This window comes from Halorubrum sp. Atlit-8R, from assembly GCF_003666025.1.
GTDB lineage: Archaea > Halobacteriota > Halobacteria > Halobacteriales > Haloferacaceae > Halorubrum > Halorubrum salinarum.
Map to the genome: position 1 here is coordinate 1,158,927 of NZ_QPLV01000001.1, position 14,260 is coordinate 1,173,186.

Below are 14,260 nucleotides of genomic sequence, written 5' to 3' on the forward strand. Positions count from 1 at the left end.
GCCGGTATGGCGCCCACCGATCCCGCGAGCGACGCGACTGGGGTACCGGAGTCGGACCTCGCCGTCGCGCGAGCGACCGATCCCCGGCCGATCGAGGAGGTCGCGGCCGACCTCGGGCTCTCCGCCGACGACGTCGAGCGGCGCGGCGACGGCGTCGCGAAGCTCACGCACGCGGCGGTCCGCGACGCCGTCGGCGACGGAGCGGACGCTTCCGGGGCCGCGGCGGAGTCAGCCGGGACGACCGTCCTCGTGACGGGCATGTCGCCGACGCCGAAGGGCGAGGGGAAGACCGTCACCACCGTGGGGCTCGGGCAGGGGCTCGCCGCGCTGGGCGAGCGGGCCGCGGTCGCGGTCCGGGAGCCGTCGCTCGGCCCGGTCTTCGGGGTCAAGGGCGGCGCGGCCGGCGGGGGCCGGTCGCAGGTGCTCCCGATGGAGGCGATCAACCTCCACTTCACCGGCGACATCCACGCGCTGACCGCGGCGCACAACCTCCTCGCGGCCGCGCTCGACAACCACCTCCACCAGGGCAACGACGCGGAGATAGACGCGCGACGGGTCGACTGGCCGCGCGCGCTCGACGTCAACGACCGCGCGCTCCGCGAGACGGTCGTCGGCCTCGGCGGGACCGCGAGCGGGGTCCCCCGGGAAGAGGGGTTCGTGATCACCGCCGCCTCGGAGCTGACGGCCGTCCTCGGGCTCGCGACCGACCTGGAGGACCTGAAGGCGCGGATCGGTCGGATCGTGCTCGCGGCCGACGCCGACGGCGAGCCCGTCACGCCGGACGACCTCGGGGTGACCGGCGCCGCGGCCGCGCTGCTCCGGGACGCCTTCCGGCCGAACCTCGTCCAGACGGTCGAGGGCGTCCCGGCGTTCGTCCACGGCGGGCCCTTCGCGAACATCGCGCACGGGACGAACACCCTCGTCGCTGACCGGGTCGGCGCCGCGCTCGCCGACTACCTCGTCACGGAGGCCGGGTTCGGCGCGGACCTCGGCGCGGAGAAGTTCGGGAACATCGTCGCGCGCCAGGGCGTGGTCCCCGACGTAGCCGTCGTGGTCGCCACCGTCCGCGGCGCGAAGCGCCACGGGCTGGAGATGTGGCCGACCGACTTCGAGGCCCTCGCGGAGCCCGCCCCCGAGGCGGTCCGGGCCGGCGTCGCCAACGTCGCGAAGCACGTCTCGATCGCCGAGTCGTTCGGGGTCCCGACGGTCGCCGCGATCAACGTGTTCGCGGACGACACCGAGGCCGAACTCGCCGCGCTGGAGGCCGGGCTCGAAGAGCGCGGGATCCCGGCCGCGCGCTCGACGGCCCACCGCGACGGCGGCGCGGGCGCGACCGACCTGGCCGAACTCGTGCGCGACCGCGCCGGGACGGGGTCGTTCGAACCCCTGTACGACGCCGACGCGCCGATCCGCGAGAAGATAGCGACGGTCGCGCGCGAGGTGTACGGCGCCGCGGGCGTCGAATACGTCGACGGCGCGGCCGACGACGTCGAGCGCGTCGAGCGCTGGGGGTACGCCGACCTCCCGGTCTGCCTCTCGAAGACCCCGTACTCGCTGTCCGACGACCCCACCCGGACCGGCGTGCCCGAGGGGTGGACGCTCACCGTCCGCGAGGTGACCACCTCGGCGGGGGCCGGCTTCGTCGTCGCGAAGACCGCCGACGTGATGACGATGCCGGGGCTGCCCGCGGAGCCGGCCGCCGAGGACATCGACGTGGACGCCGACGGCGACGTGAGCGGGCTGTTCTGACCGACGGCCGGGATCCTGTCCGACGCCGCCCACTCGCCACCCGCCCGCGACTCACTCGTTGACCTGCTCCTTCCGCTTCTCGACGACCTCGACGTCCGAGATCCGCGTGTCGGGATATCCGCCGTCGGCGTCCTTCTCGGCCGCCTTCACCATGTCCCAGACGGTGTTCAGACCGGTCGTGACGCCCTCTAACGCCTCCATCTCGCAGCCCGTCTTCCCGGTGGTCTCGACCGCGACGGTGAGTTCGATCCGGTCGTCGCCCACCGCGAACTCGGTGTCGACGTTCGTGATCGGGATCTGGTGGCACATCGGGATCGTCTCCCAGGTGTGTTTCACGGCCTGGACGGTGCCGATCCGCGCGGTCGCGAGCACGTCGCCCTTCTCGACCGCGTCGGCCTCGATCGCGTGGATCGTCTCCGGGGTCAGCCGGATCTCGCCGCGCGCGACCGCGCGTCGGCTGCTGTCGGGCTTCGCGCCCACGTCGACCATCTGGACGTCGCCCGCGTCGTCGGTGTGGGTCAGCGCGTCCGCGCCGGCGGGGTCCGCGCTCGTTCCGTCGTCCGCCGCGCCGTCGCCGGGTCCGTCGTCACTCATTACGCATCGCCTCCGGCAGCCGGTCGGGTAAGTCCGTCGCCACCAAGCCGGCGCCGTTCGCGTCGGCCGCGGCGTCGCCCGCGCGGCCGACGACGTACGCGCCGACCGCGGCCGCTCGGAACGGGTCCGCGACGGCCGCGAGCGCGCCGACCGTCCCCGCCAGCACGTCGCCGGTCCCGCCGACGGTCATGCCCGGGTTGCCGGTGCGGTTCAGCCGCGCGTCGTCGGCGTCGGCTATCACGTCGACCGCGCCCTTCACGAGCAGGACGTGGCCGAGGTCGGCGGCGAACTCCCGGACCAGTTCGGCTCGCTCGTCGGGGTCGGCCGCCGTCTCGCCGCCCATGTCGACCAGTTCGCCCTGATGCGGGGTACAGACCAGGTCGGCGTCCGTGTCGACCTCGGGGACGACCCGGAGCGCGTCGGCGTCGACGACCGCCCGCCCCTCGTAGGCCGTCAGGAACTCGCGGACGAACTCGCGCGTCCCGTCGCCGTCTCCCAGTCCGGGGCCGAGGACGACGACGTCGTTCTCGGCCGCGAGCGACGCGACCCGGGCCGCGTGCGACGAGCCGACCCGGTCGCCGGGGAGCGGCCGGACGATGAGGTTCGGCGAGAAGCCCTGGACCGCGTCGGCGACCGATTCCGGACACGCCACCCGGACGAGGTCCGCGCCCGCGCGGAGGGCGGCGAGCGCGGCCAGCGTCGGCGCGCCGGTGTACGGCCCGCCGCCGACCACCAGCACCTCGCCGTTGTCGCCCTTGTGCGAGTCGGGGTCGCGGTCGAGGCCGAGGAGGTCCCCCGGGCCCGTGTACCGCTCCGCGGCGGCCGGGATCCCGATGTCGGCGACCGCGACCGCGGCGTCGAGCGCGGCCAGCCCGGGCTTCTCGTCGTGGAACGTCACCACGCGGTCGGCGTCGACGGCGACCGCGTCCGGGCCTCCCGTCGGGTCGCCCGTGTCGGCGTCGATCCCGGAGGGCACGTCGACCGCGATCACCGTCGCGTCGCTCGCGTTGATCGCGGCGGCCGCGGTCCGCTCCGGTTCGCGGAGCCCGCCGGAGATCCCGGACCCGAGCATCGCGTCGACGATCACGTCGGGGTCACCGCCGTCGGGCGCGCCGAGGTCGAGGTCGCGCGAGTCGGTGACGGTCTCGCGGGGAATCTCCGCCTTTTCGAGCGCCGCCCAGTTCTCCCGCGCGATGTCGGTCCGGATCGTCTCGGGGCGGCCGAGCAGGTGGACCCGGACGGCGTACCCCTTCAGGAACCGCGCCGCGACGAGGGCGTCGCCGCCGTTGTTCCCGCGGCCGCAGACGAGCGCGACGGTCGCGCCCGGGTCCGCGACGGCCCGCACCTCGCGGGCGACCGCGTTGCCGGACGACTCCATCAGCTGCTTGCGCGGCACGCCGAGCGCCGCCGCGTTGGCGTCGACGGCCGCCATGCGATCGGTCGGTATCATGGTCGGCGGTTCGGACGCCCGGGGATTAAGCGGGCGGGGTCCTGCTGGGCGGGCCCGGGGGGTTCGCCCGCGTCGCCGGTCCGATCGGTCGGCTCGGGAAATGAAAATGTTGAAGCGGTCAGGTAGTGAAGTCGGCGAATGACCGTGGTACTCGCAGTAGCCGTCGGCGCGGACGACGAGCCGAGCCCCGCCCCGACCGGCGCGTCCCCCGCCGGTCGGCCCCTCCGCGGCGGTTCCGGCCGCCGGCAACCCCCCAACCGTCAGACGCGACCATGAACATCGGCTTCTTCACCGACAGCTACTTCCCCGGTATCGACGGCGTCACCTACACCATCCAGTCGTGGCGCGACCGGCTCGAATCCCGGGGACACGACGTCTACGTGGTGTATCCGGAGAGCAGCCACGAGCCGGACGACCACGAGATTCCGGTGCCGTCGCTGCCGAACCCCTTCTACCGTCAGTACCGCCTCCCCACGTTCCGCCGGCTGTCGTCGCTCCCCGACCTCGACGTGGTCCACTGCCACGGCCCGGCGTCGACCGGGCTGATGGGCCTCCGGTACGCGAAGCGGTACGGCGCGACCTCCGTGTACACGCACCACACCCCCATCGAGGACTACTTCGTCCAGGGGCTCAAGTCGGAGCGGCTCGCCTCGCTCGTCGGGCGGGCGTACGTCGCCTACGAGAACCGCTTCCTCAACGCGTTCGACTGCGTCACGGCCTCCACCTCGCGGATCCGACGGGACGTGGAGCCGTACCGGCTCCCGGTCGGGATCGAGATGGACCGGTTCCGGCCGCGCGAGAACGCCCGCGTGACCGCGACGGCGACCGACGGCGGGCCGACGGCCGCCGACGCGCCGATCGTCGGGTACAGCGGCCGGATGACCCGCAAGAAGAACGTCGACGAGATCCTCCGGCTCGCGGACCGGCTGCCCGAGGTGCGGTTCGAACTCGTCGGCGAGGGCCCGGTCCGCGCGGACCTGGAGGCAGACGCGCCGGGGAACGTCCGGTTCTACGACTTCCTGCCGCGCGAGGAGCTCCCCGACTTCTACGCCGCCCTCGACGTGTTCGTCACGGCGTCGACCTGCGACACCCTCGGGCTCTCGACGCTGGAGGCGAACGCCTGCGGCACGCCGGTCGCCGCCGCGGACGTGGCGCCGTTCGACGAGACGATCGGCCCCGAGAACGGGGCGCGCTTCGCGTTCGGCGACCGCGACGACATGGAGCGCGCGGTCCGCGACTGCCTCGACGGCGACCGGGACACCCGCGGCGCGGTCGAGCGGTTCTCCGTGGAACAGACCGTCGACGAGCTCGAATCGATATACGGGGTGACGGCGTAGATGGGGGCGGACAACGTCGACGCCTTCCAGCGGTTCGTCTTCTCGGTGCCGCCCCTCCGGATCCAGGCGGCCGCGCTCGTCGTGCTCAGCGCCGTCTACGGGGTGGGCACGTTCGGCGGCATCTGGCTCTTCACGCCGTTCGCGCCGGACCCGTCTCGGATCGTCCCCGTCGCCGCCCTCATCTTCCTGATCCCGTTCGTGGTCGCGGCCGAGCTGTTCCCCCGCGTGCTCGACGGCTACCCGCGGTCGTGGAGCTACTTCCTCGCGCTCACCTCGCAGTTCGTCCTGTTCGTCTACGCGCTGGTGCTCTCCGGGGCGGACAACGTCGGGAACGCCTGGAGCATCATCTGGCTCAGCTTCATCACGCTGTACCTGATCAACATCCTGGTGCTCGTCGTCTCGACGGGCATCGACCGCTCCGACCGGATCCTGCTCGTCTCGCTCGCCGAGCCGGCGGCGCTCATCGCCGCCTTCTACGCGCTGGGCGGGAGCGAGCTCGGCTTCTCGACGTACCGGCACGTGTTCGCGTTCGCCTCGCTGCTCATCGCCGCGGGCTTCCTCGTGTTGGTCCTCGTCGTCGTCGACTACCTGATCAAGAGCAACACCGACGTCTCCGCGTTCGCGCTCACCTCCGGCCTCCTCCGGAACGACCGCGAGTCGCTCGACCTGGGGGTCGAGGCCCGTCCGGCCGTCGAGACGTTCGCCGTCGACAACGGGAGCCGGCTCACGGTGGCGGCCCCGTGGGTCCACCCCGGCCCGCTCGGCGGGTTCGGCGGCGGCCAGCTGAGCGGGAACCTGATCGAGGCGCTGAACGAGGGCCGCGGGGTCGACGGGACGGAACGCGCCGCGGCCCCGGCCGCGACCGACGGCGGCGCCGCGGCCGAGGACGCGGCCGGCTTCTTCTTCCACGTCCCGTGTACGCACAAGGAGGACCTCTCGAACCCCGCGGACGCGGAGCGGATCCTCGACGCGGTCGCGGACCCGGACCGGACCGAGCGCGTCTCGCGGCTCGTGACCGAGTCGTACGGGGAGCGGGACGGCTACGCGGACGTGCGGTTCCACGGCCGCCGGATCGGGGACAAGGAGGTGATCGTCCTCCACGGCGAGGGGATCGACGACTACGACACGGGCGTGTTCATGCGCGACGTCGACCACGACGAGGTGCTGTTGATCGACCAGCACCGACACGACATCCAGAACGGCCCCGACGTGGAGATCCAGTACGGCTCCGCGACGGCCGACCGCCTGAAGCGCGCGTTCGACGACTTCCGCGACCGGCTCGCTGACGCCGACCTCGTCGAGGACTACGCCGCCGGGTTCTCCGTGACGCGGACCGGCCAGGACGCGCTGGCGATGGTCGAGCGCGTCGACGGCCAGGAGGTCCTCTGGATCGGCGTCGACACCAACGGGCTCACCCCCGACGTGCGGGCGACCGCCGACGAGTACCGCGCGGAGTTCGACGCGGTGATCCCCTTCTCGACGGACACCCACGCGTCGATCCACGAGCTGGCGAACATGCGCGAGTCCGACATCGACGCCATCGAGGGCGCGGTCGACCGCGCCGTCGACGACGTCGCGCCCGCGACGGTCGGGTTCGAGAGCAACCGGACCGAGCCGGTGAAGCTCCTGAAGAACGACTACAACGGGCTCGTGTTCAGCGTCAACATCCTCATCCGCCTCACGCTCATCTCGCTGGTGATCCTGTACGCGCTGCTCGTGCTGTGGCTGTTCTTCTGAGCGGCGCGGCTTCGCGGGGGTCGGCGCGACTCGCCGCGCCGGCGCGGCGCTCGCTCTCAGTTCACCTGCCCGGAGAGCTCGGCGCCGGCCTTGAACTTGACCTCGTTCTTCGCCGCGCTCTCGGTCCGCTTGCCGGTCTGCGGGTTCCGCCCCGTCCTGGCGCTCCGCTTCGAGATGCTGAACGAGCCGAACGCCTCGCTCACCACGACCGTTCCCCCGCCCTGAAGGCCGTTAGCCGTCACGGTGACGAGCGCGTCCAGCAGCCGCGCCGCCTCGCGCGCCGCGAGCCCCTGGTCGGAGCTGCGCCCGGTGTCGCTCGCGACGGACTCCGCGTCGATCCGTACGTCGGCGTCGCGACACTTGGCGCTTGCCACGTCGCCGCGGCCGGGGTTGAGGTCGAGCGCGGCCGCGAACGCCGGACACGGGTCGAACGTCACCGGCGAATCGTCGCCGCCTCGGTCCGACCGCGGGTTTCGCCCGGTCCGGGCGCTGCGCTTCGAGATACTGAACCGCCCGAAGTCCTCGACCCGGGCGCTCTCTCCCCGCCGTAACGCGGCGGTGACCGCGCCGGTGACCGCGTCGAGCCCGCGGGCCGCGTCCCGCGGCGAGAGGCCGCTCTCGACCGCGATCGCTTCGACCAACTCTGGTCGCTTCGACGCCGCCGCTCCGCCGCCGCCCGCCGCGACGCCGAGTCCGAGCGCGGCCGAGACGAGCGCCCCGCGCCGCAGGACGGTGCGCCGAGCGATGCCGTTTTCCGTTGCTTTCCTCCCGTTCATGCCACTTATACGCCCTTTCAGGAGATAATGCTATCTGAGGGATCGGCCGGATCGTACCCGCGGCCTCGTGGACGACCGTCTCCGCGTCCCCGCGAGCGAAAGTCAGCGGCGGCGATACGCTCGGGAGCGCGGCGTACGCGCTCGGCGCTGCGGAGGCGAGGTGAGCGGTCCTGACGCCGCGCGCTACTCGAACGCCTTCACGCCAAGCGCGGACGCGGAGGCGCCGCCGATGACCATCGGCACCCAGTAGACGGCGCCGCGGAAGACGAGGACGGCGGCGGTGATCGCGGAGGCGGCGACGCCGGTCGTCGGGACGAGCAGGCCGACGAGCGCGGCCTCGATGCCGCCCAGCCCGCCGGGGAGCGGTGTCGCGCCCGCGACGTACGACAGCGGGACGACGAAGACCGGGATCACCGGCGAGATCGGGTGGCCGACCGCGGCGAACGCGGCGGTGAGCGCGGCGGCCTGGAAGAGCCAACCGAGCAGCGAGAGCGCGACGATCCCGAGGAGGCGCGGCCGGTCGGTGCCGACGCGTTCGATGTCGGCGAAGAAGTTGCCGAGCCGGTCGGCGAGGCCGGCCTCTATCGTCTCGGCGTCGAAGCGGTCGAAGCGTCCGAGGAACGGGCCGACGGTGCCCGGGACGCGGTCGACGACCGCGACGCGGTAGCGCCAGACGAACGCGATGGCCGAGACGATGGCGGCGATCAGCGCGACCGCGCTCGCGACGGCGAACCCGACGCGGTCGCCGACCGCCGTCGTGGCCGCGTACGACCCGACGCCGAGGAAGACGAGCGAGACGGAGGGGACGACGTTGAGCACGTCGACGCTCGCGATGCCGACGAGCCCCGTCTCGTACCGCGCCTCGCCCACCTTCGAGATGAGCGCCGCGGCGACCGGCTCGCCGCCCGCCTGGCCGAACGGGGTGACGTTGTTCGCGAAGGCGGCGCCGCTGTACACGAGGAACGCGGTCCGGACGGACATCTCGACGTCGAGGGCGCCCAGCACGGCGCGGAGCATGAGGCTCCAGGCCGCGAGCCAGCAGAGCCCGAGGCCGAGCGTCACGGCGACGAGGCCCGGGTCGGCGGCCGCGAGCGCGTCGACGATGCGGTCGACGCCGACGACGACGAAAAGCACCGCGAGGAGGAGGACGGCGCCGCCCGCACCGAGGATGAGCGCGCGCCGTTGTGGGCCGTCCATAGACTGGGTGGGGCGGTAGCGAACTTGAAACGTCTGCTTCGCGCCCGCCGGCGCGCGGCGCCTCCGGGCCTCGGCTCCGCTCGCGGACCGCCGGTCCGGGGGCGTGAATGAGAATACATACGTACCGGCGGGCCGACGGCCCACCTAATGGAAGATCAGCGGTTCCTCGAGTCGGAGTGGGATTACTGTCTGGTGCTCGACGCGTGCCGGTACGACGTGTTCGCGGACGTGTACGACGAGTACCTCGACGGCACGCTCGAGAAGCGGCGCAGCGTCGGCTCGTCGACGCCAGAGTGGGCCTACCGCACGTTCACCGACGACCACGACATCGCGTACTTCTCCGGGAACCCCTTCATCAACGACCTGGGGATCCCGCTGAACGAGCTGAAGTGGGGCGCCAGCTGCGACTACGAGTGGACCGCCTCCGAGCACATCAGCGACATCCACGACGTGTGGAAGACCGACTGGGACGACGACCTCGGCACCGTCCCGCCGGAGGGGCTCGCGGACGCGCTCCACCGCAACCAGGACGCCGTCGAGCGCGCCGACCGCACCGTGCTCCACTACATGCAGCCGCACGCGCCCTACCTCTCGCGCGGGAAGGGGCAGAAGCTCAAGCAGATCCAGAAGGGGATCCGAGAGCAGGGAGAAGCGGAGGAAAACGGCGGAAGCGAGGACGACGGCGGGCTGCTCTCCTCGCTCAGCGACTCCGTCCGGCCGAAGATCGAGAGCCGGCTCGACGACAGCGAGTTCGCCCAGAAGGCGGGGCTGTGGCTCGAACTCGACCCGAAGGACCTCGTGAAGGACGGCACGCGCGTGACCGCGCTGTCGATGTACGAGGAGAACCTGCGGATCGCCTTAGAGAGCGTCTCGGAGCTCGTCGACGAGCTCGACGGCGACGTGGTCGTCACCGCCGACCACGGCGAGGCGTTCGGCGAGGAGGGCGTCTGGGAGCACCACATCGAGACGTACATCCCCGCGCTGATGGAGGTCCCGTGGCTGGAAGTCGAGTGAGCGACCGCGGCAGGATCCGAGACGCGACCGCCGCGCGCCCGCGCCCGCCGATCCGCCGATGAAGGTCAGCCACTACTTCGAGTTCGCGGAGCACGTCACCGGCGGCATGGCGGCCTCGGTCGACCACCAGCGCAAGATGTTCGACCGGGTCGGCATCGACTACACGACGGAGCCGACGCTCGACGCCGACGTGCTCCACCTCAACCTGATGGGGCCGCGCTCGGTCTGGTACGCGCGCCGCGCCCGGAAGGCGGGCGTCCCCGTCGTCGCGCACACCCACGTCACCGCGGAGGACTTCGGCGACAGCTTCCGGTTCACGAACGCGCTCGCGCGGCCACTGAGGCCGTACCTCCGCCGCGCGTACGGGCTCGCCGACCGGCTGATCTGCCCCTCCGAGTACAACCGATCGGTGATCGAGGGGTACACCGACGCGCCGACGACCGTCGTCTCCAACGGCGTCGACCGCGGGAAGCTCGACGGGTTCGAGTCGCTTGAGGCCGAGTACCGCGACCGCTACGATCTGGACCCGCCGACGGTGTTCATGGTCGGCCACGTGATCAAGCGGAAGGGGCTGGAGACGTTCGTCGAGACGGCCCACCGGATGCCGGACGTCGACTTCGTCTGGTTCGGCCCCATCGACCGGTCGCTGAAGGGCCGCGAGACGAAGCGGCTCGTCGACGAGGCGCCCAGGAACTGTACGTTCACGGGGTTCGTCGACGACATCCGCGGCGCGTACGCCGCGGGCGACGTGTTCTGTTTCCCGACCCACGAGGAGAACGAGGGGATCGCGCTGCTGGAGGCGATGGCCGCCGGCAAGCCGCTCGTCGTGCGCGACATCGAGACGTTCTCGTGGCTGGACGACGGCGAGGAGTGTCTGAAGGTCGGCGACGCGGGCGACGGGGCACACGCCGCGGCCGACGCCGACGCTCGCGGGGACAACGTCGAGGGGTTCGTCGAGGCCATCGACGCGCTCCGCGACGCCGACCGCCGGGCGGAACTCGGCGCGCGGGCCGCCGAGCGGAGCGAGGCCTTCTCGCTTGACGCGATCGCCGACCGCTACCGATCGCTGTACGCGGATCTGGTGTAAGCGGCCGCGAGAGGAACGGGATCGACCGTTCCCGGAAAATTGCGAAAACCGCAGTTGGTATGTCCGCCCGACGATTCCGTAGGGCCAAATGACTCGAGTCAGCGTTATCGGCTGCGGGAACATGGGGGGCGCCCTGCTCAGGGGGCTCGCCCGCGTTGAGGGGTACCACCTGACGGCGATCGACCTCGATCCCGAGGCGCTCGCCGCGATCGAGGACGCCGTCGACGAGACGACCGAGGACGTGGACGCGGCGCGCGACGCCGACATCGTCGTCCTCGCGGTGAAGCCGGACGTGGCGCCCGCGGTCCTCGACGACCTCGACCTCCGCGGGGACCAGCAGCTGGTGACGCTGGCGGCGGGGCTCCCCCGCGAGTTCGTCGCCGCGCGCACCGACGCCTCCGTCGTCCGGATCATGCCCAACCTCGCGGCGGAGACGGGGAACATGGCCGCGGCCGCGACGCACGAGGGCCTCACCGACGAGGTCCGCGCCATGCTCGACGCGGTCGGCGAGTTCGTCGAGGTCGACGAGTCGCTGATGCACGTCTCGACGGCGGTCAACGGCAGCGGCCCCGCGTTCGCGTTCTACCTGATCGACGCGATGAAGCAGGGCGGGATCGACAGCGGGCTCGACCCCGAGCAGGCGGAGACGCTGGCCGCTCAGACGTTCAAGGGCGCGGCCGAGACGGTGCTGCGCGACGACCGCAGCGTCGACGAGCTCATCGACGCGGTCTGCTCGCCGAACGGGACGACGATAGAGGGCATGGAGGTGCTGTGGGACAGCGAGGCCGACGCGGCGGTCGAGGACGCGGTCGCGGCCGCCGAGCGCCGGTCCCGAGAGCTCGCCGAGGCGTTCGACGATGGCTGAGGACGCGAGCGTGGAGCGGGTCGGCGCGACCGACGGCGAGCGCGTGGCGGCCGCGCGGCGGGAGGCCGCCGCGGCCGATCGCGTGATCGTCAAGGCGGGGACGAACTCCCTGACCGACGACGACTCGCGTCTGGACCGGGTGAAGCTGGACAAGCTGGTCGCGGACGTGATGGACCTCCGCGAGCGCGGCACCGAGGTCGTGCTGGTCTCCTCCGGGGCGGTCGGCGCCGGGACGGGGCGGCTCGACAGGGGGCCCGAGTCGCGGGACGGCGTCGAGTCCATCGCGGAGAGCCAGGCGCTCTCGACCGTGGGCCAGGGCCTGTTGATGCGTCACTACACGCAGAGCTTCGAGCGGTTCGACCAGGACGTGGCGCAGATCCTCGTGACCGGGACCGACCTCGACGCCCCGGAGCGGTTCGACAACTTCACCAACACCGTCGAGACGCTGCTGTCGTGGGGCGTCGTCCCCGTCGTCAACGAGAACGACGCGGTCGCGACCGACGAGCTCCGGATCGGCGACAACGACATGCTGTCGGCGTCGATCGCGATCGGGCTCGACGCCGACCTCCTCGTGACGCTCACCGACGTGGACGGCGTCTACACGGGGAACCCGAAGCGCGACGGTGACGCGGAGCTGATCGAGGCGGTCGACGACGGCTACGAGCGGCTGCGCGACATCGTCGGCGACGGCACGGAGACCGACTTCGGCGGCATCCGCACGAAGGTGGAGGGGGCCCACGACGTGAGCCGGAACGGCATCCCCGCGATCATCGCCGGGTCGGCGGAGCGGGACGTGTTAGCGCGGATCGCAGCGGGTAAGCCGACGGGCACGCTATTCGTGCCGGAGACGGGTGACGACGATGAGTGAGAGCCACACCACCGACGTGGAAGCGGACACCGACGAACTGGCCCGGCGGGCCGAGCGCGCCGCGCTGCGGCTCGCGAACGCCGACGAGGCGACCCGCGACGAGGCGCTCCGGTCGATAGCCGACGCGATCCGCGAGCGCGAATCGGAGATACTCGAGGCGAACGCGGTCGACGTGGAGGCCGCCGAGGCGATGCTCGCGGACGGCGAGTACACGCAGGCGCTGGTCGACCGCCTGAAGCTCGACGCGACGAAGGTCGAGGAGATCGCCTCGATGGTCGAGTCGGTCGCCGAACAGGACGACCCCCTCGGCGAGACGCTCGCGGCGCGCGAGCTCGCCGAGGACCTCGAACTGTACCGGGTCGCGGTGCCGATCGGGGTCGTCGCGACGGTGTTCGAGTCGCGGCCCGACGCCCTGGTTCAGATCGCCGCGCTCGCGTTAAAGTCCGGGAACGCCGTCGTCCTCAAGGGCGGCAGCGAGGCCAGCGAGTCGAACCGAATCCTCCACGAGACGATCGTCGAGGCCACCCCTGACCTCCCCGAAGGGTGGGCGGCCCACGTCGAGGCCCACGAGGAGGTCGACCGCCTCCTCGAACTCGACGACTGCGTCGACCTCGTGATGCCGCGCGGCTCCTCGGAGTTCGTCTCGTACATCCAGGAGAACACCCAGATCCCCGTGCTCGGTCACACCGAAGGGATCTGTCACGTGTACGTCGACGCTGACGCCGACCTGGAGATGGCCGCCGACGTGGCCTTCGACGCGAAGGTCCAGTACCCCGCCGTCTGTAACGCGGTGGAGACGTTGCTCGTCCACGAGGCCGTCGCCGACGCGTTCCTCCCGGACCTCGTCGCGCGCTACGAGGACGCCGGCGTGGAGCTGCGCGGCGACGAGCGCACGCGCGAGGTCGTCGACGTCGCGCCCGCGACCACTGACGACTGGGACACCGAGTACGGCGACCTCGAACTGTCGATCAAGGTCGTCGGCGACGCCTACGACGCGATCGACCACGTCAACGACCACGGCTCGAAACACACGGAGTCGATCCTGACCGAGGACGCCGAGACGGCCGAGACGTTCATGACCGGCGTCGACGCGGCGAGCGTCTTCCACAACGCCTCGACCCGGTTCGCGGACGGCTACCGCTACGGGCTCGGCGCGGAGGTCGGCATCTCCACGGGGAAGATCCACGCCCGCGGCCCGGTCGGCCTGGAGGGTCTCACGACGTACAAGTACTACCTCGAAGGCGACGGCCATCTCGTCGCGAGCTACAGCGGCGAGGACGCGGTCCCGTTCACGCACCGCGAACTCGACGGCGCCGAGTGGACCCCCGGTCGCCTGTCGACGGAGTGACTCGCGGGTCGCGCTGACTCGCTTTCTCGTTTCGACTCTCCTCCGGTAGACGGCGTCTCGCTTCTATTTTTTCGGGTTTCGCGGACCGAACTCGCTCTCGCGAGGCGCGCAGACGTGTTGCGAAGATAGGGAATAATGCACAGGTTCGACGCCGACCACTCACCAAACAGAGTGCTCTTGCGTACTCCTGCTCACTGGTGAATAAGCCCGCTGACTCTGTTGATATTCTATTTTTCAG

General features: G+C 71.6%; 12 protein-coding genes. 8 read left to right on the top strand and 4 right to left on the bottom strand.

Features of this window, described 5'->3' with window-relative positions:
• Window positions 1–6: 6 nt before the first annotated feature.
• On the top strand, window positions 7–1,749 hold the full coding sequence (locus DVK05_RS05690; RefSeq protein ID WP_121562405.1) for a formate--tetrahydrofolate ligase: 1,743 nt from the start codon (window positions 7–9) through the stop codon (window positions 1,747–1,749).
• A 51-nt stretch (window positions 1,750–1,800) separates the two neighbouring features.
• Here the strand turns inward: DVK05_RS05690 and moaC are convergent, their stop codons facing one another.
• A complete protein-coding gene (moaC, locus tag DVK05_RS05695) occupies window positions 1,801–2,343 on the bottom strand; it encodes a cyclic pyranopterin monophosphate synthase MoaC (RefSeq protein ID WP_121562406.1) in 543 nt (180 codons plus the stop codon).
• Window positions 2,336–3,793 (bottom strand): NAD(P)H-hydrate dehydratase, encoded by a 1,458-nt coding sequence (locus DVK05_RS05700; RefSeq protein ID WP_121562407.1) that lies wholly within the window; start codon window positions 3,791–3,793, stop codon window positions 2,336–2,338. Before DVK05_RS05700 ends, moaC begins: the two co-directional genes overlap by 8 nt.
• A gap of 272 nt (window positions 3,794–4,065) precedes the next feature.
• Here DVK05_RS05700 and DVK05_RS05705 point away from each other — a divergent pair, with 272 nt between their 5' ends.
• Both DVK05_RS05705 and DVK05_RS05710 read left to right on the top strand, forming a co-directional pair.
• Entirely contained in the window at window positions 4,066–5,130 is a 1,065-nt protein-coding gene (locus DVK05_RS05705; RefSeq protein WP_121562408.1) for a glycosyltransferase, read from the top strand.
• Window positions 5,131–6,867, top strand: a complete 1,737-nt coding sequence (locus DVK05_RS05710) for a DUF2070 family protein (protein ID WP_121562409.1) — start codon at window positions 5,131–5,133, stop codon at window positions 6,865–6,867.
• Between the two features lie 56 nt (window positions 6,868–6,923).
• On the opposite strand, the gene DVK05_RS05715 is transcribed toward DVK05_RS05710, so the two are convergent.
• A complete protein-coding gene (locus DVK05_RS05715; protein WP_121562410.1) occupies window positions 6,924–7,643 on the bottom strand; it encodes an HU family DNA-binding protein in 720 nt (239 codons plus the stop codon).
• 183 nt (window positions 7,644–7,826) lie between these two features.
• Window positions 7,827–8,840: a lysylphosphatidylglycerol synthase transmembrane domain-containing protein gene (locus DVK05_RS05720; RefSeq protein WP_121562411.1), complete on the bottom strand. Its 1,014-nt coding sequence runs from the start codon at window positions 8,838–8,840 to the stop codon at window positions 7,827–7,829.
• 147 nt (window positions 8,841–8,987) lie between these two features.
• Here DVK05_RS05720 and DVK05_RS05725 point away from each other — a divergent pair, with 147 nt between their 5' ends.
• From DVK05_RS05725 to DVK05_RS05745, 5 genes are all read left to right on the top strand, one after another.
• On the top strand, window positions 8,988–9,854 hold the full coding sequence (locus DVK05_RS05725) for a hypothetical protein (protein WP_121562412.1): 867 nt from the start codon (window positions 8,988–8,990) through the stop codon (window positions 9,852–9,854).
• A 58-nt stretch (window positions 9,855–9,912) separates the two neighbouring features.
• Entirely contained in the window at window positions 9,913–10,941 is a 1,029-nt protein-coding gene (locus DVK05_RS05730) for a glycosyltransferase family 4 protein (RefSeq protein WP_121562413.1), read from the top strand.
• 88 nt (window positions 10,942–11,029) lie between these two features.
• Window positions 11,030–11,806, top strand: coding sequence for a pyrroline-5-carboxylate reductase (gene proC, locus DVK05_RS05735; RefSeq protein ID WP_121562414.1), 777 nt, complete (start codon window positions 11,030–11,032; stop codon window positions 11,804–11,806).
• Window positions 11,799–12,674, top strand: a complete 876-nt coding sequence (gene proB, locus DVK05_RS05740) for a glutamate 5-kinase (protein WP_121562415.1) — start codon at window positions 11,799–11,801, stop codon at window positions 12,672–12,674. Before proC ends, proB begins: the two co-directional genes overlap by 8 nt.
• Entirely contained in the window at window positions 12,667–14,022 is a 1,356-nt protein-coding gene (locus DVK05_RS05745) for a glutamate-5-semialdehyde dehydrogenase (protein ID WP_199712285.1), read from the top strand. The genes proB and DVK05_RS05745 overlap by 8 nt, the downstream gene beginning before the upstream one ends.
• Window positions 14,023–14,260 lie beyond the last annotated feature (238 nt).